This is a genomic window from Arenimonas sp. SCN 70-307 (assembly GCF_001724815.1).
Taxonomy (GTDB): Bacteria; Pseudomonadota; Gammaproteobacteria; order Xanthomonadales; family Xanthomonadaceae; genus Arenimonas.
Window position 1 is genome coordinate 86066 of record NZ_MEDO01000001.1, and the last position, 24831, is coordinate 110896.

General features: G+C 71.6%; 22 protein-coding genes and 1 tRNA gene. 17 read left to right on the plus strand and 6 right to left on the minus strand.

The window, feature by feature from the left end; translation table 11 throughout:
- The first annotated feature begins 5 nt into the window (after nt 1-5).
- The 4 genes from ABS41_RS00410 to ABS41_RS00425 are packed head-to-tail and all read left to right on the plus strand — an operon-like array spanning nt 6 to nt 4162.
- A complete protein-coding gene (locus ABS41_RS00410; protein WP_290589216.1) occupies nt 6-1304 on the plus strand; it encodes an acetylglutamate kinase in 1299 nt (432 codons plus the stop codon).
- Nucleotides 1305-1306: 2 nt separating this feature from the next.
- Entirely contained in the window at nt 1307-1915 is a 609-nt protein-coding gene (locus ABS41_RS00415; protein WP_290588821.1) for a GNAT family N-acetyltransferase, read from the plus strand.
- Entirely contained in the window at nt 1908-2858 is a 951-nt protein-coding gene (argC, locus tag ABS41_RS00420) for an N-acetyl-gamma-glutamyl-phosphate reductase (RefSeq protein WP_290588824.1), read from the plus strand. Before ABS41_RS00415 ends, argC begins: the two co-directional genes overlap by 8 nt.
- Complete coding sequence (locus tag ABS41_RS00425) at nt 2855-4162, plus strand: argininosuccinate lyase (protein ID WP_290588827.1); 1308 nt, start codon at nt 2855-2857, stop codon at nt 4160-4162. The genes argC and ABS41_RS00425 overlap by 4 nt, the downstream gene beginning before the upstream one ends.
- Here the strand turns inward: ABS41_RS00425 and ABS41_RS00430 are convergent.
- The 4 genes from ABS41_RS00430 to ABS41_RS00445 all read right to left on the minus strand — a co-directional run bounded on the left by ABS41_RS00430 (nt 4137) and on the right by ABS41_RS00445 (nt 8973).
- The gene (locus ABS41_RS00430) at nt 4137-4454 is read right to left on the minus strand and encodes a type II toxin-antitoxin system RelE/ParE family toxin (RefSeq protein WP_290588830.1); all 318 of its coding nucleotides are present in this window, start codon (nt 4452-4454) and stop codon (nt 4137-4139) included. The genes ABS41_RS00425 and ABS41_RS00430 overlap by 26 nt on opposite strands.
- Nucleotides 4442-4699 (minus strand): type II toxin-antitoxin system prevent-host-death family antitoxin, encoded by a 258-nt coding sequence (locus ABS41_RS00435; protein ID WP_290588833.1) that lies wholly within the window; start codon nt 4697-4699, stop codon nt 4442-4444. The genes ABS41_RS00430 and ABS41_RS00435 overlap by 13 nt, the downstream gene beginning before the upstream one ends.
- A 229-nt stretch (nt 4700-4928) precedes the next feature.
- Nucleotides 4929-6251 (minus strand): DUF3999 family protein, encoded by a 1323-nt coding sequence (locus ABS41_RS00440; RefSeq protein WP_290588837.1) that lies wholly within the window; start codon nt 6249-6251, stop codon nt 4929-4931.
- A gap of 19 nt (nt 6252-6270) precedes the next feature.
- Nucleotides 6271-8973, minus strand: coding sequence for a DUF2339 domain-containing protein (locus tag ABS41_RS00445; protein ID WP_290588840.1), 2703 nt, complete (start codon nt 8971-8973; stop codon nt 6271-6273).
- A gap of 197 nt (nt 8974-9170) precedes the next feature.
- On the opposite strand from ABS41_RS00445, the gene ABS41_RS00450 reads away from it, so the two are divergent.
- Nucleotides 9171-10112, plus strand: a complete 942-nt coding sequence (locus ABS41_RS00450) for a hypothetical protein (RefSeq protein ID WP_290588843.1) — start codon at nt 9171-9173, stop codon at nt 10110-10112.
- A 58-nt stretch (nt 10113-10170) separates the two neighbouring features.
- Here the strand turns inward: ABS41_RS00450 and ABS41_RS00455 are convergent.
- Nucleotides 10171-10247, minus strand: a tRNA-Pro gene (locus tag ABS41_RS00455).
- A gap of 131 nt (nt 10248-10378) precedes the next feature.
- Between ABS41_RS00455 and hisS the strand changes: the two genes are divergently transcribed.
- Nucleotides 10379-11767 (plus strand): histidine--tRNA ligase, encoded by a 1389-nt coding sequence (gene hisS, locus ABS41_RS00460; RefSeq protein WP_290588846.1) that lies wholly within the window; start codon nt 10379-10381, stop codon nt 11765-11767.
- A 1-nt stretch (nt 11768) separates the two neighbouring features.
- Nucleotides 11769-13715 carry an aromatic amino acid lyase gene (locus tag ABS41_RS00465; protein ID WP_290588850.1) on the plus strand — a complete coding sequence of 649 codons (1947 nt, stop codon included), beginning with the start codon at nt 11769-11771 and terminating at the stop codon, nt 13713-13715.
- A gap of 95 nt (nt 13716-13810) precedes the next feature.
- On the opposite strand, the gene ABS41_RS00470 is transcribed toward ABS41_RS00465, so the two are convergent.
- The gene (locus ABS41_RS00470) at nt 13811-15622 is read right to left on the minus strand and encodes a diguanylate cyclase (RefSeq protein WP_290588853.1); all 1812 of its coding nucleotides are present in this window, start codon (nt 15620-15622) and stop codon (nt 13811-13813) included.
- Nucleotides 15623-15740: 118 nt separating this feature from the next.
- Between ABS41_RS00470 and ABS41_RS00475 the strand changes: the two genes are divergently transcribed.
- Genes ABS41_RS00475 through ABS41_RS00520 form a run of 10 tightly spaced genes read left to right on the plus strand, consistent with a single transcriptional unit; the run spans nt 15741 to nt 24830 of the window.
- Nucleotides 15741-16067 (plus strand): YerC/YecD family TrpR-related protein, encoded by a 327-nt coding sequence (locus ABS41_RS00475; RefSeq protein WP_290588856.1) that lies wholly within the window; start codon nt 15741-15743, stop codon nt 16065-16067.
- A 29-nt stretch (nt 16068-16096) separates the two neighbouring features.
- The gene (hisG, locus tag ABS41_RS00480; protein WP_290588859.1) at nt 16097-16996 is read left to right on the plus strand and encodes an ATP phosphoribosyltransferase; all 900 of its coding nucleotides are present in this window, start codon (nt 16097-16099) and stop codon (nt 16994-16996) included.
- Nucleotides 16993-18291, plus strand: a complete 1299-nt coding sequence (gene hisD, locus ABS41_RS00485) for a histidinol dehydrogenase (protein WP_290588862.1) — start codon at nt 16993-16995, stop codon at nt 18289-18291. Before hisG ends, hisD begins: the two co-directional genes overlap by 4 nt.
- On the plus strand, nt 18288-19385 hold the full coding sequence (hisC, locus tag ABS41_RS00490) for a histidinol-phosphate transaminase (RefSeq protein ID WP_290588865.1): 1098 nt from the start codon (nt 18288-18290) through the stop codon (nt 19383-19385). Before hisD ends, hisC begins: the two co-directional genes overlap by 4 nt.
- Nucleotides 19382-20470: a bifunctional histidinol-phosphatase/imidazoleglycerol-phosphate dehydratase HisB gene (gene hisB / locus ABS41_RS00495; protein WP_290588868.1), complete on the plus strand. Its 1089-nt coding sequence runs from the start codon at nt 19382-19384 to the stop codon at nt 20468-20470. Before hisC ends, hisB begins: the two co-directional genes overlap by 4 nt.
- The gene (hisH, locus tag ABS41_RS00500; RefSeq protein ID WP_290588872.1) at nt 20467-21066 is read left to right on the plus strand and encodes an imidazole glycerol phosphate synthase subunit HisH; all 600 of its coding nucleotides are present in this window, start codon (nt 20467-20469) and stop codon (nt 21064-21066) included. The genes hisB and hisH overlap by 4 nt, the downstream gene beginning before the upstream one ends.
- Nucleotides 21063-21815 carry a 1-(5-phosphoribosyl)-5-[(5-phosphoribosylamino)methylideneamino]imidazole-4-carboxamide isomerase gene (gene hisA, locus ABS41_RS00505; protein WP_290588875.1) on the plus strand — a complete coding sequence of 251 codons (753 nt, stop codon included), beginning with the start codon at nt 21063-21065 and terminating at the stop codon, nt 21813-21815. Before hisH ends, hisA begins: the two co-directional genes overlap by 4 nt.
- The gene (gene hisF / locus ABS41_RS00510) at nt 21809-22585 is read left to right on the plus strand and encodes an imidazole glycerol phosphate synthase subunit HisF (protein WP_290588878.1); all 777 of its coding nucleotides are present in this window, start codon (nt 21809-21811) and stop codon (nt 22583-22585) included. Before hisA ends, hisF begins: the two co-directional genes overlap by 7 nt.
- The gene (gene hisIE / locus ABS41_RS00515) at nt 22575-23189 is read left to right on the plus strand and encodes a bifunctional phosphoribosyl-AMP cyclohydrolase/phosphoribosyl-ATP diphosphatase HisIE (protein WP_290588888.1); all 615 of its coding nucleotides are present in this window, start codon (nt 22575-22577) and stop codon (nt 23187-23189) included. The genes hisF and hisIE overlap by 11 nt, the downstream gene beginning before the upstream one ends.
- 42 nt (nt 23190-23231) lie before the next feature.
- Nucleotides 23232-24830 carry a calcineurin-like phosphoesterase family protein gene (locus tag ABS41_RS00520; RefSeq protein ID WP_290588891.1) on the plus strand — a complete coding sequence of 533 codons (1599 nt, stop codon included), beginning with the start codon at nt 23232-23234 and terminating at the stop codon, nt 24828-24830.
- The last annotated feature ends 1 nt before the right edge of the window (nt 24831 follow it).

Consider the following 24831-nt stretch of genomic DNA (forward strand, 5'->3'; position numbering starts at 1 on the left):
CCGAAATGCGCACCACGATCGTCCGGCTGCTGTCGAACATGGCCAGCGCCAAGGAGATCCAGCAATACCTCAAGCGCTTCTCGCAGATCGACGCGGCGCGCTTCGCCGTGGTCAAGGTCGGCGGCGCCATCCTGCGCGACGAACTCGACGCGCTGGTGAGTTCGCTGTCCTTCCTGCAGCAGGTGGGCCTGACGCCGATCGTCATCCACGGTGCCGGCCCGCAGCTGGACGAGGAGATGGCCGCCGCCGGCATCGCCAAGAAGACCGTCGACGGCTTGCGTTACACCGATGCCGAAAGCCTGGCCATCGTGCGCCGGGTCGCCCAGCGCGAGAACCTGCGCCTGGTCGAGGCCCTGCAGGCCCAGGGCGTGCGCGCCACCTCCATCACCGCCGGCGTGTTCGAGTGCGACTACCTCGGCAAGCGCAAGTACGGCCTGGTCGGCCAGGTGCAGCGCGTGGACGTGGCCGGCATCGGCGCGGCCATCAAGGTGGGCTCGATCCCGGTGATCGCCTCGCTGGGCGAGACCACCAGCGGCCAGATCCTCAACGTCAACGCCGACTGGGCGGCCAACGAGCTGGTCAAGACGCTGCAGCCCTACAAGATCATCTTCCTCACCGGCACGGGCGGCCTGCTCGACGGGGACGGGCAGGTGATCGATTCGATCAACCTGAGCACCGAATACGCCGAGCTGATGTCCCAGCCCTGGCTGCACTCGGGCATGAAGGTGAAGATCCAGCAGATCCACGACCTGCTGATGCAGCTGCCGCCCTCGAGCTCGGTGTCGATCACCCGCCCCGACCAGCTGGCCAAGGAGCTGTTCACCCACCGCGGCTCGGGCACGCTCGTGCGGCGGGGCGAGCAGGTGCGCAAGGTCACCAGCTGGAAGAAGCTCGACCTCAAGCGCCTCAAGACGTTGGTGGAAAGCGGCTTCGGCCGCAAGCTGGCGCCCGATTACTTCGAGCGCACCCGGCTGCTCAAGGCCTACGTGAGCGAGCACTACCGCGCCGCGCTGCTGATCACCGAGGAGAACGGCATCGCGCACCTGGACAAGTTCGCCGTCAGCGACGACGCGCAGGGCGAAGGCCTGGGCCGCGCCGCCTGGCAGGTGATGCGCGCCGACACGCCGCAGCTGTTCTGGCGCGCCCGCAGCGGCAACCCGGTGAACGACTTCTACTTCGACGAAGCCGACGGCTGCCTCAAGGGCGAGAAGTGGAACGTGTTCTGGTACGGTCTGGAAGGCTGGGAACAGATCCGCTTCGCCGTCGACCACTGCCTGGCGCGCCCCGCCACGCTCAAGGGCTGAACATGCAGAGCCTGCACTGGACCATTCCGCCGATCCTCGAGGGCGCGCACGTCAGCCTCGAGCCGCTGCAGCCGCACCACGGCGAGGACCTGCTGGCCGCCGCCGCCGACGGCGAGCTGTGGAACCTGTGGTACACGCAGGTGCCGGGCCCCGAGACCCTCCGCGCCTGGCTGGCCCGCGCCATGGCCGACCGCGAGGCCGGCACCGCAATGCCCTTCCTCGTGCGCGACGCCAACGGCGAGCCCGTGGGCAGCACGCGCTTCTTCCGGATGGACCCGGTGGTACCCAGCCTCGAAATCGGTTTCACGTGGTATTCGGCGCGCGTGCAGCGCACCGCGCTCAACACCGAGGCCAAGCGCCTGCTGCTGGGCCACGCCTTCGACGCCATGGGCTGCAGCGTGATCGAGCTGCGCACGCACGTGATGAACCACCGCTCGCGCAGCGCCATCGAGCGCCTGGGCGCCCACTTCGACGGCATCCTGCGCCGGCAGATGCGCATGCCCGACGGCCACCTGCGCGACACCGCGGTGTATTCGATCCTCGACAGCGAGTGGCCGGTGGTACGCCGCAACCTCGACTTCCTGCTCGAGCACGGAGGCCGCCATGGCTGAGCGCATCTCCCTGGGCCTGGTCGGCGCGCGCGGCTACGTGGGCGCGGAGCTGATCAGGCTGGTGGCGGCACATCCGCGCTTCGAGCTGGCCTTCGTGTCCTCGCGCGAGCGCGATGGCCAGCGCCTGGCCGACCATGAACCCGCTTACGCGGGCGACCTGCGCTACACCAACCTCGGCCCCGAGGCCGTCGCGGCGCAGGGCGTGGACGCGCTGGTCCTGGCCCTGCCCAATGGCATGGCAGCGGGCTTCTGCGCCGCGCTCGACTGGGCCGCGGCCGACCCGGTGGTGGTCGACCTCTCGGCCGACTACCGCTTCGACGAGGCCTGGCACTACGGCCTGCCCGAGCTCACCCGCGCCCGCGCGGCCGGCGCCCGTCGCATCAGCAACCCGGGCTGCTACGCCACGGCCATGCAGCTGGCGGTGGCGCCGATGCGCGGGCTGCTGGCCGGCCCGACGCAGTGCTTCGGCGTGTCGGGCTACAGCGGCGCCGGCACCAGCCCCTCGGACAAGAACGACCCCGACAAGCTGCGCGACAACCTGATGCCGTACTCGCTGGTGGGCCACATCCACGAGCGCGAAGTCAGCCGCCAGCTGGGGTATCCGGTGGAGTTCATGCCGCACGTGGCGCCGCATTTCCGCGGCATCACGCTGACGGCGAACTTGCACCTGGCCGCGCCGGCCACGCGCGACGAGGTGCTGGCGCGCTACCGCGCCGCCTACGCCGGCGAGCCGCTGGTGTCGGTGCGCGACGAAGCGCCCTGGGTCAGCCACGTCGCTGGCCGCCACGGCGCCGAGGTGGGCGGCTTCACGCTGTCGGAGGACGGCCGCCGCCTGGTGGTGGTGTCCACGCTCGATAACCTGCTCAAGGGCGCCGCGACCCAGGCGCTGCAGAACCTCAACCTGGCCTTCGGCCTGCCCGAGACGATGGGAATCCCGACATGAGCGAGCTGCTTTGGCAGAAACCCGGCGTGGAAGTGGACCCGCGCATCCAGGCCTTCCTGGCCGGCGACGACGTGCTGCTCGACCGCGAGTTCATCCAGGACGACATCACCGCCTCGGCCGCGCATGCCCGCGGGCTGGCGCGCATCGGCATCCTTGGCGGCGACGAGGCCGAGGCGATGTGCCGCGAGCTGGCGGCGCTGTCCGAAGACCTCAGGAGCGGCGCCTTCGTGCTCGACGAGCGCTACGAGGACTGCCACTCGGCGATCGAATCGCGCCTGGTCGAGCGCCTGGGCGACGTGGGTCGCAAGATCCACACCGGCCGCAGCCGCAACGACCAGATCCTGGTGGCCACGCGGCTGTGGCTCAAGCGCAAGCTGGGCGAGGTGGAGGCGCTGTGCCGTGAGGTCGCCGGGGTCTGCCTTCAGCGCGCGCAGGCCGAAACGCTGCCGATGCCGGGCTACACGCACCTGCAGCGCGCCGTGGTCTCGTCGACCGCGATGTGGTGGGCGGGCTTCGCCGAGGCCTTCATCGACAACGCCGTGCGCGCCCGCCAGGCGGGCGAGTGGATTGATGCCAATCCGCTGGGCACCGCCGCCGGCTACGGCGTGAACCTGCCGCTGGACCGCGAGTTCAGCACGCAAGCGCTCGGCTTCGCCCGCCTGCAGGTGAGCCCGATTTACGCCCAGCTCAGCCGCGGCAAGTACGAACTGGCCGCGGTCGATGCGCTCGGCGCCGCCGCGCTCGACCTGCGCCGCCTGGCCTGGGACCTGAGCCTGTTCACCACGGCCGAGTTCGGCTTCGTCAGCCTGCCGGCGCAATACACGACGGGCAGCTCGATCATGCCCAACAAGCGCAACCCCGACCTTGTCGAGCTGATGCGCGCCACCTACGCCAGCATCGCCGCCGCCCGCACCGAACTCGAGCAGTTGCTGTCGCTGCCCAGCGGCTACCACCGCGACCTGCAGTTCACCAAGGGCGCGCTGGTGCATGCCTTCGGCCGCGGCCTGGGCGCGCTGGCCTTGCTGCCCAACCTGCTGCGCGGCCTGCAGTGGAAGCCCGAGCGCCTGGCCCAGGCCTTCGACGAGGGCATGTACGCCACCGACAAGGCCGTCGAACTCGCGGTCGCCGGCCTGCCGTTCCGCGAGGCCTACAAACTTGCCGCCGCCGAGCCGCTGCCCTCGCACGGCGCGGACCCGCAGGCGAGCCTCGATGCGCGCGTATCGCCGGGCGGGGCCGCGGCCTTGGGCCTGGATGTGCTCGCTGGCCGGCTGTCCGAGCTCAAGCTTTCGGTACAGAACGCCTAAGCTGGCTGCGTCGCAACAATCGCTCAGTGCGCATCACGTGCACGACGTGGACCTGCTCGCCGTCGTGCCGATAGAAGACCCTGCATGGCGGTTCGACGATCTGTCGGTAGCGCGACTTGGGCCCTAGTTCCTTGGGGCGGGGCCCGGATTTCGGATGGTCGGCCAGTTGCTTCACATGGGCAACTATTCGCCGCACCACGGCTTTGGCCGCTTCCGGATCCTGGATGGCGATGTATTCGGCGATGGCCTCGAGGTCGGCGATGGCCGGCTCGGTCCAGATTACTTGAGCCATTTGGCCAGGCGCTTCTCGGCCTGGGCCTGGGTCAGGGTACGGCCCTCCGCGATCGCCATCTCGCCCCGGGCGATGCCTTCGAGGATGGCCATGCGTTCCTGCTGCAGCTGGTAGGTCTCGACATCGACCAGGTAGGCGCTCGGCAGGCCGTGTTGGGTGATCAGGATGGGCTGCTTGTCCCGCTCGACGTCAGCCAGCAGGTCGGTCGCCTGGCGCTTGAGGGTGGTGACGAGTTCGGTTCGCATGGAGTGACACTAAAGTATCACTTGGTCAGGGTCAAGTCGGCAGTTTGCCTGCTGCTGGGTGTGACTATCGCCCGGCTTCATGTAAGGCAAGCAAGTCGCGCAGCCGTCGGCCATCCAGAGTGCATGCGGATGGTCTCGAGCTGGAGGCAGGCGACGCTTTCGGGCAGCTCCGTGGCTGTCACGTAGTGCGCGTCCACGCACCAGTCTCCGATTGCCTTGTAGTCCCGCTTCATGGGGACGATTGATTCGGCTGCCGCAGGACCTTCAGCGCCACGACCAGGACGAGGGCGGCTCCGACTGCCAGGATCGCCCACAGCAACCATCGCTGCCAGTCCTCGCCGCGCTTCGGCGCCAGTGCCGCCGCGCCGCCCGCGTCGCTCATCGCGCCCAGCGTCGCCACCGCAGGCTCCGAACTCGATGCCGCGAGCGCGGCCTTCACCGGATAGTCCTCGCGCTGGGCGCGCACGCTGCCGGCCACCAACACGTAGGGACGCGGGCCCTGGGCGAGCAGCACGAAGCGCTCGGGGCGATAGCGAAGCCGCAGTTCCGGCGGGCGCGTGAGCGCAGGCTGGGTGCTGACGCGCCACTGGCGCTCGCGATGCAGGTGCACGGCGGGCTCGACGTGGCGCACTTCGTCGCCGTTGCTGCCCAGGCGGAAGGCGATGAAGCCGGTGACGGGGCGCCACCAATCCTCGGCATGGTCGCGGGCCGTCACCTGCACGGCGGCCACGGCATTGTTGGTCGGCAGTTCGACATCCACGCGCTCGATGGCCATCGGCCCGGGGCTGGTGTAGTCGAACATGCCCGGCTGCCCGGCCACGGCCACGCCGGCCAGGGACACCATCTGCCAGGGGCGCTCATCGCCGCTGCGCAGATGGCGGCCGGTCTGCAGGCCGGCCAGCGCCGGCCAGCTTCCCTCGTTCTCGATCGAAAGGCGCAGGTAACGGGCATCGGTGCGCCCCAGCTCGAGCTTCAGGCGCTCGATGCGCAGGCCGTTGTCGTCCAGGGCCACCAGCGGCTGGCCGGACACCAGGGGGCGCCATTCCACCAGGTCCCCGGACGAGGACACGCGAACGCGCAGGTTCACCGGCAGCGCGGCATCATCGGCCAGGGTCACGTGCAGCGCCGAGATGGTCGGCGGCTCTTCGCCGCGATCGACGAGCAGGTCATGGCGTTCGGCCGGCGGCGGCGCCGTGTCGTTCGTGCGCAGGTCCAGTCCGCGCAGGCGGCCATCGGCATCGCGCTCAAGACGCAGCGCCAGGCTTTCCGGCTGGCCCGCCTGGGGCAAGGGCACGCGCAGCCACGGCACCGGCTCGAGCAGCTCGTCGTCGGTGCCTTCCGGCGGCCAGGGTGCGAAGGGCACGGGCTCGCCGTCGGCGTTGAACACGGCCAGGTCGCGCAGGTCGGCGCGGGTGACGTGCAGCAGCACGGCGGCGTCGAGCTCGAGCACGTACGCCGCGGCGTCGCCTTCGGCCTGCACCGGCCACTGCACGGCGTAGTCCTGCGGCGTCGCGCTCGCGTGCGCGAGCCCGGTGGCCAGCAGTCCGAGCATCAAGACAGTTCGCATACGTTTACTCCGAACGGGGCGGGGTGGGGGCGATGCGGCCGACCAGCACCAGCAGGCCGCCCACCACCAGGAAGGACACGATGCCGGCGATGTCGCCGACGAACTGCCGGTCCACGGCGATCAGCTTGAGCATGACCACGCCCAGCAGCGCCGCGCCCAGCCACCACAGCGGCCGGTCCTTGCGCCGCGAACCGAGCACCCAGGCGGCGACGCCGGCCAGGCACCAGGCCACGGTGAGGCTGGCCTGTGGTGTGGTTTCCATCAGCAGGCGCGCGTTCCAGGGCAGGTCGGCCAGGTGGTGGCAGGCGCGCAGCACGCTCATGGTCAGCGTGAAGAGCGCCGCGCCCGCCCAGGCCAGGCCGCCGAGGCGATGCGGATCGTCGTGGTTGCGCAGCCAGGCCGCGCCGGCCAGCAGGCCCAGCAGCAGCGACAGTTCGAGCGGGTTGAGCAGCGGCAGCCAGGGCAGCGGCGCGCTGTCGCCGGGCAGGAAGTGGCCGAAGAACCAACCCAGGCCCAGGCCGGCGCCGGCGATGCCCAGCCACACCTTGCGCCAGCGCGGGAACTGGTCGGCCACGGGCCAGCCGGCGAACCCGGGCTTGGACGCCGCCAGCCAGGCCATCGCGGCCAGCGGCGCCAGCAGCGCCGGCAGCAGCCAGCCATCGGCCAGGCCCATCTGGTCCTCGGCCACGCGCAGCAGGGTGATGCCCAGCGCGGACCCCAGCGTCACCAGCCAGCCCAGGTGCGCCAGCGGCAGGCCACGCGAGCGTGGCTCGCGCAGGGAGCGCAGCGTCAGCAGCGCGGCCGCCAGCATCGGCCACCACCACCACAGCGGGTGCTGGAACATCGTGGTGTCGTAATGGTCCTGCGTGGCCAGCGTCAGCGGCAGCATCAGCACCACCGAGGCCACCAGCGGCCACGACAGCCGCGGCCAGGCCATCGGCCCGCGCAGCAGCGCCGCCAGCGCCGCGGTCAGCAGCGCGAAGCCGCCGTAATAAAGCGCATCGAAGCGCGGGTCGAGGTTGACCTCGATCTCGCGCATGCCCAGCACGCTCCACCAGCCCAGTCCCACCAGCAGCAGGATGACCTGCAGGGCGACGGCCTTGCCGGCGCGCTGGTACAGCCAGCTCGCCGCCAGCCAGGCCAGGGCGAGCAGGCCGAGGTTGAGCACGTGGGCATTGAGCACGAAGCGGTCGGCATAACCTGGGTCGTGGTCGAAGAGGCTCACCATCCAGGCCAGGCCCGCCAGCACCAGCAGCACCAGGCCGCTCCAGCGCACCAGGCGCCGCTCCTGGCGCAGGCCCAGCCAGACCATGCCGGCGCCCTGCAGCGCCCAGGCGGCCGAGGTCCAGCGTGCGGTCAGCGCCAGCGGGATGGCCAGCGTGGCGAACACCAGGCCCATGCCGGCGGCGCTCTGCGCCAGGTCGCGCAGGCGCTCGTTGCGCCGCGCCCACAGCGCCAGGCCGGTGTAGATGGCCGCCACGAACAGCGCGCTGTAGGCCAGGCCCATGCGGTCGTCGCCCAGCAGGCCCACCTGCATCGGGAAGGCCAGCAGCGGCGTGCCGAAGAGCAGCGTGCCGTCCACCTTGCCGTTCTTCTGCCGGCCGGCCAGCGCGTACAGCACCGGGATGGCCACGTAGAACAGGAAGAACAGCACGAGGAAAGGCTCGACCGTGGCGAACTTCTCGGGCTGGTAGTACTTCGCGCCCCAGAATCCGCCGATGGCGAAGGTGAAAACGAACCCCACCAGGTTCAGCGCGCGCCACGGCCGCTGCCAGGCGATGGCGAACACGGCGGCGTTGAGCACGGCGTAGTAGGAGAACAGCGCCACGTGGTTGCCGCTGCCGGTCGAGAGCAGCACCGGCGCGAGGTAGCCGCCGACGAAGCCCAGCACCGCCAGCGCCGGCGCGTTCTGCTTCACCGCCAGCACGCTGGCGCCGGCCACGAGCACCAGCACGAGCACGAAGGCGGGCAGGGCATCGAGCACCTGGTAGTTGCGGAAGGCGGCGAACACCACCAGCAGCAGGATGCCGATGGCGCCGCCCTGGACGCTCAGGCCGAAAGCCGGCCGCTCGGCGGCGCTGCGCAGGCCCCAGACCAGGCCGGCGATGGCGCCGGCGGCGATGCCGGCCAGGCGCAGTTCGATCGGCATCGTCAGCCAGCCGGCGTCGGCCGCGTACTTGATGGCCGCGGCCACGCCGAACAGCAGAACCAGCACGCCCAGCTTCACGGGCACGTTGCCTTCGAAGAACCAGCTGCGCAGGACGCGGGCGAGTTTGGCCAGCGCGTCGGGCTCGGCCGGCGTGCGTGGCGTGGCGGGCACCGGGCGCGGGGCGGCGGCCAGAATCGGGGGCGGCTCCGGCGCCGCGGCTGCGGCCACGGCGGGCGCGGCGGCCTGCGCGGGCAGCGGGGCGCTGGAAACCGCGGCCGGCGGTGCCGGCTCGGCGCGCGGGGCGGCCGGTGCTGGAGCCGGTGCCGGAGCCGGGGCGACCGGCGCCTGGACCGGGGCAGGCCGCGGGCCGGCGCGCTTGAGGTCGGCCAGCTCGGTACCGAGCCGCACCACCCGCACCTGCAGGGCCAGCAGCCAGCCCAGCAGCAAGCCGATGCCGCCACCGGCGACGAAGCCGAACAGGGTTCGGTCCAGGTCCATCACGGCCAGGCCGAACAACGCGCCCAGCAAGGCACCCACGATCCCCAGGATCCAGCCCATCCGCTTCCCCAAGCCCCACGTTGGGCCGAGTGTAACCAAGCACCGGCCGTGGCGTCGGCCTATGTGTATTCCTAACCGGGTGAGCCCGGCTGGCCGTTGTCCCTCGCCGGTAATGGGCTGCGTTGGCCCGGGAGTGGACGCGCTGCGCGGCAGGCTCGCGCTGGCTGGGTGCCACCTATCCAACAGGGGACATCGACATGGAACTCAAGCCTCAAATCCTGGGCGGCCTGCTGCTGCCCCTCATGCTGGTGGGCTGCGCCAACGTGGCCGAAAAGCTGCGCAGCCAGCCGGCCGTGCATTTCAAGGCGCAGGGTGCGGCGGTCGCGCCGGCCACCGGCGACAAGAAGGCCCTGGCGCTGCACTGCATGGAGACGCGCTCGGTCGAGGACGGCAAGCCGCATGGCGGCAACAGTGAATGCGTGTACGCCTCCACCAACTTCGCCGACGTGGCGGCCATCTCGGGGCGCGATCCCGAAGGCGAGAAGGCGCTCGACACGCTGCTCGCGGTGTCCGACATGAACTGCTCGAACTACATGCACCGGGTGTTCTCCAACCGGACGCTCACGGATTTCACCGGCCGCCTGGCCGGCGACCTGCTCACCAGCACCGCCACCGCCGCCACCCAGGTCGACCCGAACACCGCCGCGGCGCTGGGCGTGGCCAACCTGGTGGTGGGCAAGTCGATCGAGGGCTTCAACGCCACCTACTTCCAGGAAAAGACCTTCCAGGCACTGGAGGCGGCCATCAACGGCGAGCGCGAGCGCATCCGCGCCATCATCCTGGCCAAGCGCATCCAGGGGCGCCAGAAGGGCGCCGGCGGGACGCCCGTCCAGCCCTACGGCCCGCTCGAGGCGCTCTCCGACCTGCGCGCCTACGACGACGCCTGTTCGTTCAAGGCCGGCCTGAACGTGCTGGTCTCGCTGGCCGAGCAGGAGCAGGCCCAGCGCATGCACCAGGTGATGCGCCTGAGCCTGGCGGCCGACCAGGGGGCCGAAGCGCGCTGCCAGTACGGCGTTGCCGCTGCCAACGACGCCTGCACGGCCGGGGACGGTGCACCTGTCCGGCCGGCGGGGAACATGCCGCCGCCCCCGGCCCGCGAGCCGGCCCTGTATTCGGGCGACCGCAGCCGGCGGCCCTGAGCCGCGCGGGACAAAAAAAGGGCCGCCCCGGAGGGCGGCCCTTTGAAATACAGCAATTTGGTCGGGGAGACAGGATTTGAACCTGCGACTTCTACGTCCCGAACGTAGCGCTCTACCAGGCTGAGCTACACCCCGAGGGATCGAGCCGGCAATTCTAGGGGCTCGGCCGGGTTTCGGCAAGCCCGGGCGGCTTCGCTCGCGCGGCGGCGACACGCCCGGGTGGCCGCTGCCGCTAGAATGCGCGAGTTCGCACTGGAGTGCCCGCCTTGATCAAGCCCCGCACCACGCCCGGGGTCATGGAGCTGCTGCCCCGTGACCAGATCGCCTTCCAGCGCATGCTGGACACCATCCGCCGCAATTACGAGCGGTTCGGCTTCCTGCCGGTGGAAACGCCGGTGTTCGAGCTGTCCGAGGTGCTGCTGACCAAGACCGGCGGCGAGACCGAGCGCCAGGTCTATTTTGTGCAGTCCACCGGCGCGCTGAGCAATGCCGCCGAAGCCGGCGGCGGCCAACCCGAGCTGGCGCTGCGCTTCGACCTGACCGTGCCGCTGGCGCGCTACGTCGCCCAGCACGAGCACGACCTCGCGTTCCCCTTCCGCCGCTACCAGATCCAGCGCGTGTACCGCGGCGAGCGCGCCCAGCGTGGTCGCTTCCGCGAGTTCTACCAGTGCGACATCGACGTCATCGGCAAGGATTCGCTCGGCGTGCGCCACGACGCCGAGATGCCGGCGGTCATCCACGCCGTGTTCTCCGAGCTGGGCGTGGGCGCCTTCACCATCCAGCTCAACAACCGCAAGCTGCTGCGCGGTTTCTTCGAGGGCCTGGGCATCGCCGACGGCGAGCGCCAGGCGCTGGTGCTGCGCGAGATCGACAAGCTCGACAAGCGCGGCGCCGAGGCCGTGCGCGCCACGCTCACCGGGCCGGACTTCGGCCTGGCCGACGAGGTGGCCGACAAGATCATGGCCTTCGTGCAGGTGCGCTCGACCTCGCACGCCGACGCGCTGGCGCGCCTCGATGCGCTCGGCGGCGGCAACCCGACGCTCGAGCAGGGCGTGGCCGAGCTGCGCGAAGTGATCGGGCTGCTCAAGGCCCAGGGCCTGCCCGAGTCCGACTACGCGGTGAACTTCTCCATCGCCCGCGGCCTGGACTACTACACCGGCACGGTTTACGAGACCACGCTCGACGACCACCCGCAGATCGGTTCGGTCTGCTCGGGCGGCCGCTACGAGGACCTGGCCAGCCACTACACCAAGTCGCGCCTGCCGGGCGTGGGCATCTCCATCGGCGCCACGCGCCTGTTCTGGCAGCTGCGCGAGGCCGGCATCATCGACACCGCCGAAAGTTCGGTCGAGGTGATGGTGGGCCTGATGGACGAGGCCCGCCTGGGCGACTCGCTCGACATCGCCCGCCAGCTGCGCGCCGCCGGCATCAACACCGAGGTGCAGATGGAGGCGAAGAAGCTGGCCAAGCAGTTCCAGTACGCCGACAAGGCCGGCATCCGCTTCGTCGCGCTCTACGGCGAGGACGAAGCCGCGCGCGGCGTGGTCACGGTCAAGGACCTGCGCGCCAAGGAACAGTTCGAGGTGTCGCGTGCCGACCTGGCCGCCACCCTGCGGGTCGAGCTCGAACAACAGCGCGCGATGGGAAAACACTGACATGAAGCCCATTACCCTCGACGGCCGTAGCCTCAACCGCGCCCAGGTGGCCGAGATCGCCCACGGCGCGCCCGTGCGGCTCGACGAGGCGCGCCTGCAGGCGGTGCAGCGCGCCGCCGATTTCCTTGCAGACCAGGTCAAGAAACAGGAACCGATCTACGGCGTGTCCACGGGCTTCGGCTCGAACGCCGACAAGCTGCTGGGCTCGCGCCGGGTGCGCGAAGGCCTGCCCGGCGCCGCCGACACCGGCGAGAGCGTGCTCGAGGAGCTGCAGCGCAACCTCATCGTCACCCACGCGGTGTGCGTGGGCGAGCCGTTCCCGGCCGACGTGGTGCGCGCCATGCTGGCCATCCGCATCAACACGCTGATGATGGGCCACTCGGGCATCCGCCCGCAGGTGCTGCAGGCGCTGGCGGCGATGCTCAACGCCGGCATCGTGCCGGTGGTGCCGCGCAAGGGCAGCGTGGGCGCCAGCGGCGACCTCGCGCCGCTTTCGCACCTGGCCATCGTGCTGCTCGGCGGCGGCGAAGCCTTCTACGACGGCCAGCGCCTGCCGGGTGCCGAGGCCCTGGCCCGCGCCGGCCTGCAGCCGGTGTCGCTCTCGCACAAGGAAGGCCTGGCGCTCAACAACGGCACGGCGCAGATGCTGGCCACGGCCGTGCTGGCGATCGAGAAGCTCGAAGACCTGCTCGACACCGCCGACCTCGCCGCCGCGATGACGCTCGATGCCTTCGCCGGCCGCCTGCGCGCCTTCGACCCGCACGTGCACGCGCTGCGCCCGCACCCGGGCCAGGTGCACGTGGCGGCGCGACTGCGCACGCTGCTGTCGGGCTCCACGCTCTCGGACATCGCCTACCACCTGGTGCCGCGCTTCCGTCAGTGGCTGCCGGAAAGCTGGGCCACGCCGGCGCAGCAGGCCCTGGCCTTCGACATCGGCTGGGACTGGGTGCCGTTCTCGCAGCGCCACGGCCGCGAGCGCTTCTACCAGCGTTTCCGGCCCTTCCGCGGCGGCAAGAAGCACCAGCCGCAGGACAGCTATTCGCTGCGCTGCATCCCGCAGGTGCACGGCGCCGTGCGCGATGCGCTCGAGCAGGCCAAGCGGGTGGTGGACATCGAGCTCAACGCCGTCACCGATAATCCCCTGCTGTTCCCGGATCTGATGGACAGGAGTCCGAATGCCGCGGAGGCCATGGATGGCCGGGAGCGGCGCGCCGGGAAGGTTGAAATCGAGGACCAGGTGGTTTCGGCCGGCCACTTCCACGGCATGCCGCTGGCGCTGGCGATGAGCTACCTCAAGGCCGCCATCCCGGTGCTGGCCTCGATTTCGGAGCGCCGCCTCAACAAGCTCGTCGACCCGGCCACCAACGATGGCCTGCCGGCCTTCCTGATCGGCAACGAAGACGGCACCGAAAGCGGCTTCATGATCGTGCAGTACACCGCCGCCGCGCTGGTGAACGACCTGGCCAGCCGCGCCCACCCGGCCAGCGTGTATTCCATCCCCACGTCGGCCAACGCCGAGGACCACGTGTCCATGGGCGCCAACGAGGGCCGCCACGTGCTGGAAATGGTGGAAGACCTGGGCCACGTGCTGGCGCTGGAGCTCTACACCGCCGCACAGGCCCTGGATTACCGCCGCGACATGATCAACGCCGCGCGCGAGCTGGCCCGTACCGCCGATGCCGAAGCGCTGGCCGCGAAGGTGCAGGGCGCGCCGTTGCCGGGCCACCCCGACCGCCCGGCTTTCCTCGCGGAAGTCGAAGGCCTGCGCCAGGAACTGGCCGCCGCGCCGGAGTTCGAGCCGGGCGTGGCCGTGCGCGCGGCCTGGGCGGCGCTGCGCGAGGCCATCCCCTTCATGGCCCGCGACCGCGCGATGGACGGCGACATCGCCACCGCCGTGGCGCTGGTGCGTTCCGGTCGCCTGCTTTCCGCCGCCCGCCAGGCCCTCTAGCACCCTTGTAGGAGCGCCTTCAGGCGCGAATCTTTTGACTTTGCCTTCGGCAAAGCAGGGATTCGCGCCTGAAGGCGCTCCTACAGGATCCGGGGTTAGCTGGTGAGGTCGGCGTCGGCGTGCACGCGGTTGCGGCCGCCGTCCTTGGCCGCGTAGAGCGCGTCGTCGGCGCGGTGCAGGGCCTCGTCCACGCCCATGCCGCTGCCCGGGCGCAGCACGAAGGCGCCGATGCTGGCGCTGATGCCGATGTTGTTGCCGGCATAACGCACCGGCTCGCTGCAGATGCGCACGCGCACCAGCTCGGCCAGGTGCAGCAGGCGCTCGCCCTCGATGTCGGGCACCACGGCCACGAACTCCTCGCCGCCGAAGCGCGCCAGCAGCGCGCCGTGCGCGGACAGGCTGTCGGTGAGGCAGCGGCCCAGCCAGCGCAGGCACTCGTCGCCGGCCAGGTGGCCGTGGGTGTCGTTGACGTTCTTGAAGTGGTCAAGGTCGATCAGCAGCACGCCCAGCGGCTGCCGGTGTTCGGCGGCATGGTGCATCTGGTGTTCGAACACGTCGCGGAAGTGGCGGCGGTTGAACAGGCCGGTCAGGGCATCGCGCCGGTTCGATTCGCGCAGGCGCTGGTTGGCTTCGGCCAGCTGTTCGAGCGCCGTGCTCAGCTCCGAGGTGCGCCGCGCCACGTGCCGCTCGAGCTGCTCGTTGTGCTCGCGCACCAGTCGCTCGTTTTCTCCGCGCAGGCGGGCGTATCGGTAGGCGAGGGCGAACGAGAGCAGGATCATCTCCAGCGCCGAGCCGATCTGGATGCCGTACTCGGTGAGGAACCCCTTCTGCAGCAGTCCGAAGCTCACCGACGCATACAGCGCCGTGCCCAGCAGCAGGAAGCCCCAGGCCGCCAGGAACACCTTGGCCGGCGCATAGCCACCGCGGATGGAATTGATGGTGATCGCCAGGATGAACAGCGCACCCGGGAACACCGCCAGCGTCAGCGGCTTGACCACCGTTCGGTATTCGAGGAACAGCGAGGCCACGCCCATCAGCACGTAGAAGCCGATGATCAGCAGCGAGAACAGGTTCGCCCGCGGCTGGCGCTCCGGCAGCTCCAGGAACACGCGGCAGAACTGGTGCATGGCGACCTGCGAGAGCGCCATCGAAATGGGGATGGCGTGGTTGGCCAGCCAGGGCGAGTTCGGCCACAGGTATTCGAAGGCCAGGCCATTGAGGCAGAGCATCACCAGGCCGAAGGCGCTGACGTGCAGCATGTACCAGAAATGGCTGGCGTCGCGGAGGCTCAGCCACAGCACCAGGTTGTAGCAAAACAGCGCCACCAGGATGCCGTAGAACAGGCCGATGCCCAGCTGCGAATCGCGCTCGAGCTCGGCGAAGGCGGTGGGCGTGTACAGCGCCAGCGGCACCTGCAGCGAACTGCGGCTCGAGACGCGCACCAGCAGTTCCACGCGCGTGCGGGTGGGCAGGTCGACCCAGAAGTTGGGGTGGCGATAGCGGATCGATCGCGCCGAGAAGGGCAGGCTGTCGCCGGAGGCGAAATGCTCGACCCGGCCGTCGGGGTAGCGCAGGTAGACGTCCACATTGTCGAGCAGCGGGTAGTGCAGCACCAGCAGCCAGCGCTGCAGGCCGGCGCGGGTGTTGAACAGCTCGGCGTGGAACCAGTAGGCGCCCTCGGTGAAGCCCAGGGTGGTGTTGCCGTCGGGCAGGGGGGCGAACTCGCCGCGGCCGGCCCGCGCCAGCATGGTGGTGGCGTCGGCCCGACCCTCCGGGTCCACGGCATAGCCCAGGTGGGGCGCCAGCCGGAGGGCCTCGGTGCCCTCGTCGAGCAGGGCCGGCTGGGCCTGTGTTTCCGCGGCGCACAGGGCCAGCAGCAGTGCCAAAAGTGTCGCGAAGATGCGCATCAGTGGCCGGTTTCCCCTCGTCCGCATCCACTCTAGACCGCGTCCGGGGCATTGACCAGCCGGATGGGATGCTGGGTTTGCTTGACAATGTAATAGCGCGTTATTACATTCTCACGCCATGAAGCGCCGCGACCCCGCCACCCGCCCCGACCAGACCGACCTCGACGCCCTCGTCGAGGCCATGCTGGGCCTGCGCGAGCCGGCCGAGCTGCGGGCCTTCCTGGACGACCTGTGCACCCCGGCCGAGCTCGAGGCCCTGTGCGACCGCTGGCGGGTGATCCCCCTGCTGCAGGCGGGCGTGCCCTACCGCGAGATCCACGACCGCACTGGCGTCAGCGTCACCACCATCGGCCGCGTCGCCCGTTGCCTCGAGCGCGGTGCCGGCGGCTACCGGCTTGCCGCCGAACGCGCCGGCCACACCGCGTCGCCCGAAGCGGCGCACTGAATCCACCTTTTCTTCAACCGGAGGGCGTCATGAGGACGCACGACCGCCTGCGCATTGCCATCCAGAAGTCCGGACGCCTGTCCGACCCCGCCCGCGACCTGCTTGCGCGCGCCGGGCTGGCCTTCCGCGAGAGCCGCGACCGCCTGTTCTGCTACGGCGAATCGCTGCCCATCGACCTGCTGCTGGTGCGCGACGACGACATCCCCGGCCTGATCGCCGAGGGCACCTGCGACCTGGGCGTCGTGGGCCAGAACGTGCTCGAGGAGCAGGCGCTCGAGCGCGCCGCCGAGGGCAAGCCCGAGGCCTACCGCGCCATCCGCGAGCTCGGCTTCGGCCGCTGCCGCCTGTCGGTGGCCGTGCCCAACGAGTGGGAATGGCCCGGTCCGTCGCGCCTGGCCGGCCTGCGCATCGCCACCAGCTACCCGCAGCTGCTGGCGCGCTGGCTGCGCAACCAGGGCGTGGCGGCCGAGCCGGTGGTGCTGTCGGGCTCGGTCGAGATCGCGCCCCGCCTGGGCAAGGCCGAGGCCATCTGCGACCTGGTCTCCACCGGCGCCACGCTGATGGCCAACCAGCTCAAGGAAACCGCCGTGGTGTTCGAGAGCCAGGCCGTGCTGGTGGCGCCCGCCGCGCCCTTCGGCGACGCCCGTGCCGAGCTGGCGGCCATGCTGCTGCGCCGCCTTGACGCCGTGCTGAGCGTGCGCGCGAGCAAACTGGTGCTATTCCAGGCCCCGCGCGAGGCGGTGCCGGGCCTGCTCAAGCTGCTGCCCGACGCCGAACCGCCGACCGTGATGGCCATCGAGGGCCAGCGCGACCAGGTCGCCCTGCAGGCCCTGTGCCGCAGCGCGATGACCTGGCAGCGGCTGGAGGACATGAAGCGCGCCGGGGCCACGGGCCTGCTGGTGCTGCCGGTGGAGCAGATGCTGGCATGAAGACCATCGACTGGAATTCGCTGGACGCCGGCGCCCGCGCCGCGGCCCTGGCCCGCCCGGGCGGCGGCGACCAGGACGCCATCGAGGCGGCGGTGAAGCGGGTGTTCGAGCAGGTGCGGGCCGACGGCGACGTCGCCCTGCGTGCGCTGACGCGGCGTTTCGACGGCGTCGAGCTTGGGACTTTCGAAGTCACCGCCGAGGAGTTCGCCGAGGCCGAGGCGGCCGTCACGCCGGCGCTGCGGGCGGCGATGGTGGAGGCCCGCGGACGCCTGCTGGCCTGGCATCGCGCCGGCGCCGGCCAGGGATTCGAGATGGAAACTGCGCCGGGCGTGAGCTGCGGCCGCATCCTGCGCCCGATCGCGCGCGTGGGCCTGTACGTGCCGGCCGGCAGCGCACCGCTGCCGTCCACCGCGCTGATGCTGGGCGTGCCGGCCGAAGTAGCCGGCTGCGCCGACGTGGTGCTGTGCACGCCGCCGCGCGCCGATGGCCGCGCCGACCCGGCGGTGCTGGTGGCCGCGGCGCTGTGCGGCATCCGCCGGGTGTTCAAGCTCGGCGGCGCCCAGGCCATCGCGGCGATGGCCCTGGGCACCGACAGCGTGCCGCGTTGCGACAAGCTCTTCGGCCCGGGCAACCGCTACGTCACGGCCGCCAAGCAGCTGGCGGCGATGATGGCCGGTGGCCCGGCCATCGACATGCCGGCGGGGCCGTCGGAAGTGCTGGTGATCGCCGATGCCGGCGCGCCGCCGGTGCACGTGGCCGCCGACCTGCTGTCGCAGGCCGAACACGGCCCGGATTCGCAGGTCGTGCTGGCCACTGATTCGGCCGAACTCATCGAAGCCGTGCGCGTCGAGGTCGAGCGCCAGCTGGCCGGACTGCCGCGCGCCGACATCGCCCGCCAGGCGCTGGCGCACGCCCGCCTGGTGAAGGTCGATACGCTGGCCGAGGCCTTCGCGCTGAGCAACGAGTACGCGCCCGAGCACCTGATCCTGGCCCTGCGCGAGCCGCGCGCCTGGCTCGATGCCGTCACCAGCGCCGGCTCGGTGTTCCTCGGCGATTTCGCGCCCGAGGGCCTGGGCGACTACTGCTCGGGCACCAACCACGTGCTGCCCACCAACGGCGCCGCCCGCGCCTGGAGCGGCGTGAGCGTGGCCAGTTTCCAGAAAGCCATCAGCTTCCAGCAGGTCAGCCGCGAGGGCCTGGCCGCGATTGGTCCCTGCGCCGTCGAAATGGCGCGAGCGGAAGGCCTGGAGGCGCACGCGCAGTCGGTGCTGCGGCGCCTGGAGGACGCGGCATGAATGTTTCGAACGAAAGTCCGCTGATGGAGCTGGTGCGGCCCGACATCCGCGGCTTCGCCGGCTACAGCTCGGCGCGGCGCGCGGGCGTCACGGGTTCGATTTGGCTCAACGCCAACGAAAGCGCCTGGCGCAACCCGGCCGACGCCGGCCTGGGTGCGAACCGCTACCCGGATCCGCAGCCGGCCGCGCTGCGCCAGCGCCTGGCCACGCTCTACGGCGTGCGCCCCGAGGAGGTGCTGGTCGGCCGCGGCAGCGACGAGGCCATCGACCTGCTCGTGCGCGCCCTGTGCCGCCCGGGCCAGGACGCCGTGGTCGTCGCGCCGCCGGTGTTCGGCATGTACGCCGTCAGCGCGCGCCTGCAGGGCGCGCCGCTGGTGGAAGTGCCGCTGCGCGACGGCGCCGGCGGTTTCGAGTGCGACCTCGATGCCATGGCCAGCGCCGCCGTGAACAGTGGCGCCAAGCTGGTGTTCGTGTGCTCGCCGGCCAATCCCACGGGCCAGGCCGTGCCGCCGGCCGAGTTGCTGGCCCTGGCGCGTCGCCTGGCCGGCCGCGCGCTGGTGGTGGTGGACGAGGCCTACGGCGAATACAGCGACCAGCCGTCGATCGCGGGTGAGATCGCCAACCAGCCCAACCTGGCCGTGCTGCGCACGCTGTCGAAGGCGCACGCGCTGGCCGCGGCGCGCATCGGCTGCCTGCTGGCCGACCCGGCGCTGGTGGCGGTGTTGCGCAACTGCCAGGCGCCGTACCCGCTGCCGTCGCCCTGCGTGCAGCTGGCCCTGGCCGGCCTGTCCGAGCCGGCGCTGGCGGCCACGCGCGAACGCGTGCAGGCCGTGCGCGCCGAACGCGAGCGGCTGCGCGTCGCCCTGGCCGAGGCGCCGGGCGTACGCCGGGTGTATCCCTCGCAGGGCAACTACCTGCTGGCGCGCTTCGACGACGCCGGCGCGGCCTTCGCCCGCCTGCTCGAGGCCGGCGTGGTGGTGCGCGACATGCGCGCCTCGCCGCAGCTGGGCGACGCGCTGCGCATCAGCATCGGCCGCCCGGAGGAGAACGACGCGGTGCTCGCGGCGCTGCAGGCGGGGAGGGCGGCGGCATGAGCGGCACGCGCATCGCCTTCCTCGACCGCGACGGCACCCTGATCGAGGAGCCGTCCGACTTCCAGGTCGACAGCTACGCCAAGGTCCGCTTCGTCGAGGGCATGATCCCGGCGCTGCTGCAGCTGCGCGACGCCGGCTTCGAGTTCGTCATGGTCACCAACCAGGACGGGCTGGGCACGGCCAGCTTCCCGCGCGAGCAGTTCGAGGGACCGCAGGCGATGGTGCTGCAGCTGCTCGAGTCCCAGGGCATCCGCTTCCGCGAGGTGCTGGTGGACGAGAGCTTCGAGCACGAGAACAAGCCCACCCGCAAGCCGGGCCTGGGCATGATGATGCACTACCTGCGCGACCGCTCGATCGACCTGGCCAACTCCATCGTCGTCGGCGACCGCGAGACCGACCTGCAGCTGGCGCGCAACCTCGGCTGCCGTGGCTTCCGGCTCGGCCCGGGCTTCACCACCTGGGCGCAGATCGCCCACGAAGTGGCGAACGCGCCGCGCCGCGCGCTGGTCGAGCGCAAGACCAAGGAAACGAAGATCCGCGTCGAGGTCGACCTCGACAGCCCGGCCGAGCCGCGCGTGCGCACCGGCCACGGCTTCTTCGACCACATGCTCGAGCAGCTGGGCAAGCACGGCGGCTTCGCGCTCTCGCTGCAGTGCGAGGGCGACCTGGGCGTGGACGAACACCACACGGTCGAGGACTGCGCGCTGGCCATCGGCCAGGCCCTGCGCGAGGCGCTGGGCAGCAAGCGCGGCGTGGCGCGTTACGGCGATTCGGTGGGCCGCGGCGCGATCACGCTGCCGATGGACGAGACCCTGGCCGGTGCGGCGGTGGATCTGTCCGGCCGCCCGTACTTCGTGTTCGAGGGCAAGTTCGGCCGCGACGAAGTGGGTGGCCTGGCCACCGAACTCGTGCCGCACTTCTTCCGCTCGCTGGCCGACGAGGGCCGCATGAGCCTGCACCTGCGCGTGCAGGGCGAAAACACCCACCACCAGGTCGAAGCCTGCTTCAAGGCGGTGGCGCGCGCGCTGCGCAAGGCCATCCGCCGCGAGGGCCGCGAGCTGCCGAGCACCAAGGGCGTGCTGTGAAGACGGTGCTGGTCGATTCAGGCGGGGCCAACCTCGGCTCCGTGCGCTACGCACTCGAGCGCCTGGGCGTGAGCCCGGAGGTCAGCGGCGATGCCGCCGTGATCCAGGCGGCCGACCGGGTGATCCTGCCCGGCGTCGGCGCCGCGGGTCCCGGCATGGCGCGCCTGCGCGAGCTGGGCCTGGTGGACGTGCTGCGCGAGCTGCGCCAGCCGCTGCTGGGCATCTGCCTGGGCATGCAGCTGCTGTTCGAAGGCTCCGACGAAGGCGACGAAACCTGCCTGGGCCTGCTGCCCGGGCGCGTGCGCCGCATGGTCGGGGGCCCCGGCCTGCGCGTGCCGCACATGGGCTGGAACCGCCTCGAGCCGCGGCGCGAGTCACCGCTGCTGCGCGGCATCCCGGCCGGCGCCCAGGCCTATTTCGTGCACGGCTACGCCGCCGCGGTGGACGACCACTGCCTCGCGCAGAGCGTGCACGGCCAGCCGCTGGCCGCGCTGGTGCAGCGCGGCAACGTCGCTGGCGCGCAGTTCCATCCCGAGCGGTCGGGCGCCGTGGGCGCGCGGCTGCTGGCCAATTTCCTGGAGACCGGCGTCGCATGAGCGAGTTCATCGTCTATCCGGCCATCGACGTGCGCGAGGGCGCCGTGGTGCGCCTGCGCCAGGGCGACTACGGCGCCGAAACGCGCTATGCGGCCGATCCGCTGGCGCTGGCGAAGCAGTATGCGGCGGCGGGCGCGACCTGGCTGCACCTGGTCGACCTTGATGCCGCCCGCGCCGGCGGCTACACGCTGGCGCCGCTGCTGGGCCGCATCAAGCGCGAAACCCGCCTGAAGGTGCAGACCGGCGGCGGCGTGCGCTCGGAGGCCGACGTGCAGGCCCTGCTCGAGGCCGGCGCCGACCGCGTGGTGATCGGCTCGCTGGCGGTGCGCGAACCGGCGCGCGTGGCCGAGTGGGTGGGGCGCCTGGGTGCGGAGCGCATCACGCTCGCGCTCGACACCCGCCGCGACGAGGAGGGCCGCTGGCGCCTGCCCGTGCACGGCTGGACCGAGGCCGGCGGCCGCGAGCTCGACACGCTCGCTTCGGCCTATGCCGACCTCGGCCTGCGACACCTGCTGTGCACCGACATCGCCCGCGACGGCATGCTCTCGGGCCCGAACATCGAGCTCTACCGCTACCTCTGCGGGCGTTTCCCGCACCTGGCCGTGCAGGCCTCGGGCGGCGCCCGCAATACCGAAGACGTGGCCGCGGCGCGCGAGGCCGGCTGCGGCGGCATCGTGCTGGGCAAGGCCCTGCTCGACGGCCAGCTCGACCTGGCCGATGCGCTGGCCGAAGGAGCGGCCGCATGCTGAGCCGCCGCCTCATTCCCTGCCTGGACGTGCGCGATGGCCAGGTGGTCAAGGGCGTGCGCTTCCGCGACCACGTGGTGATGGGTGCCATCGAGGACCTGGCGCTGCGCTACCGCGACGAGGGCGCCGACGAGCTGGTGTTCTACGACATCACCGCCAGCCCGCAGGGCCGCGGCGTGGACGTGGCCTGGGTCGAGCGCGTGGCGCGCCTGGTGGACATCCCGTTCTGCGTGGCCGGCGGCATCCGCAGCGTCGAGCAGGCGCGGGCCGTGCTGCACGCCGGTGCCGACAAGGTGTCGGTGAACACCCCGGCGCTCGAACGCCCGGCGCTGGTGACCGAACTGGCCGAGGCTTTCGGCGTGCAGTGCGTGGTGGTCGGCATCGACAGCCAGCGCGACGCCGACGGCGAATGGCGCGTGCGCGCCTACACCGGCGACCTGGACCGCACCCAGGCGCTGGCGCGCCGCACGCTCGACTGGGTGGTCGAGGCGCAGGCCCTGGGCGCCGGCGAGATCGTGCTCAACTGCATGGGCGCCGACGGCGTGCGCGGCGGCTACGACCTCGGGCAGCTGCGCGCCGTGCGGGCGGTCTGCCAGGTGCCGCTGGTGGCCTCGGGCGGCGCGGGTGCGCCGGAGCACTTCGCCGCCGCCTTCCTCGACGCCGACGTCGACGCGGCCCTGGCCGCCAGCGTCTTCCACTCCGGCGCGATCCGGATCCCCGAACTCAAGACCGCCCTGCGCGCGCAGGGCATCGAGGTGCGCGATGTCGCCTGACCAGATCCAGGCCCTGGCCTGGGACAAGCAGCAGGGCCTGCTGCCCGCCATCGTCCAGGACGCCGGCAACCACCGCGTGCTGATGCTGGGCTACATGGACCGCGCCGCGCTCGAAGCGACCCTGGCCACGGGCCGGGTCACCTTCTACAGCCGAAGCAAGCAGCGCCTGTGGATGAAGGGCGAGGGCAGCGGCGACATCCTCGAACTGGTTTCGCTGGAAGCCGATTGCGACGCCGACACGCTGCTGGTGCAGGCGCGTCCGCGCGGCCCGACCTGCCACCTCGGCCGCGCCAGCTGCTTCCCGTCGGCGCCGGGCGATTTCCTCTCCGAGCTCGACGCGATCGTGGCCCGCCGCGAGCGCGAGCGGCCCGCCGGCAGCTACAGCACCCGGCTGTTCGAGGCCGGCCCGCGCCGCATCGCCCAGAAGGTGGGCGAGGAGGGCGTTGAAACCGCGCTGGCGGCGGTGGTCCAGGACGACATGGCCCTGCTGGGCGAGGCGGCCGACCTGGTCTTCCACCTGACGGTGCTGCTGCGCGCGCGTGGCCTGGGCCTGGCCGACGTCGAGGCCGTGCTGCGCGACCGCCACGCCGCCGCTGCACGCTGAGCCGGGCCCGGCGATAATCGCGGCATCCCCGCGGAGATCGCCATGCGACTGTTCCTGCTTGCCCCTCTCCTGACGGCCGCGCTGCTGGCCGCGGCGCCGTCGCACGCGCTCGCCCCGGCCTGCAACGCCGGCGTGGTGTTCGAGGACCGCGACGGCGACGGTCGCCGCGACCGCGGGGAACCCGCCATCGCCGGCGTGCTCGTCTCCGACGGCGAGCGCATCGTCCGCACGGGCAAGGAAGGTCGCTGGTCGCTGCCGGTGGAGGACGGGCGCACGGTGTTCGTCATCAAGCCGGCCGGCTACGCGTTTCCCACCGGCGCCGATGGCCTGCCGGTGTTCTGGCGCCACGTGCAGGCCGCGCCCGGGCCCGGGCTGCGCTACGGCGGCATCCCGGCCGCGCCGGTGGCCTGCCACGACTTCCCGCTGCGCCGGGAGTCCCGCGGCAAGGCGCCGCTGCAGGTGCTGGTGTTGGCCGACCCGCAGCCCAAGACCGCGCGCGACGTCGACTACTACGGCCGCGACATCGTCGCGCCGCTGGTGGCGGCCGCGAAGGGCCGCCGCGCCGCCGACCTCGGCCTGACCCTGGGCGACATCGTCGACGACGACCTGGCCCTGTACCCTGCCATGAACCGCCTCACCGCCCAACTGCGCACGCCCTGGCTGCACGCCGCCGGCAACCACGACCTCGACTTCGACGCCGCCACCGACGAAGACTCGCTGCGCAGCTTCCGCAACACCTTCGGCCCCGACACCTTCGCCTGGGAAGAGCCGCAGGCCAGCTTCATCGTGCTCGACGACGTGATCTACCGCCCCGGCCAGTCGCCGGCCTACGTCGGCGGCCTGCGCGAGTCGCAGTTCGCCTTCCTCGAGGCCTACCTGGCGACCCAGGAGCGCGACCGCCGCATCGTCATCGCCGCGCACATCCCGTTCTTCGACGAACCGGGCCGCGAAACCTTCCGGCGCGCCGACCGCGAGCGGCTGTTCGCGCTGCTGGCGCCGTTCGAAAAGGTGCTGCTGCTCAGCGGCCACGGCCACGTGCAGCGGCACCATCGCCACGGCCCGGCCGACGGCTGGTCGGGCGCGACGCCGCTGCACGAGTACAACGTGGGCGCGGCCTGCGGCGGCTACTGGAGCGGACCGGCCGACGCGCAGGGCATCCCCGATGCGCGCATGTCCGACGGCACGCCCAATGGTTACGCCACCGCACGCTTCGACGCCGACGGCGGCTATTCGCTGCACTGGCACGTGGCGCGCGGGCAGGGCGAGGCCCTGCACCTGCATGCGCCGAAGGTGCTGCGCCAGGGCGCCTGGCCCGGCGTGGGCGTGTACGCGAACGTGTACATGGGCGAGGCCGACACGCGCGTGGAATACCGCGTGGCCGGCGGCGACTGGCAGCCGATGACCCGCGTGGACGAGCCCGACCCGGCGCTGCGCCGGGAGAACCTGCTCGACGATGCCAGCGAGACCCTGCGCGGCTACGACCGCCTGCCCGAAGCCGAGGCCTCCACGCACCTGTGGCGCGGCCGCCTGCCCACGAACCTGCCCGAGGGCGAGCACCTGGTGGAGGTGCGCGCCTTCGACCGCTGGCGCGGCGAGGTGCGTTCGTCCGTGGTTTATCGCCTCGAGCGCGTGGCGCCCTGAG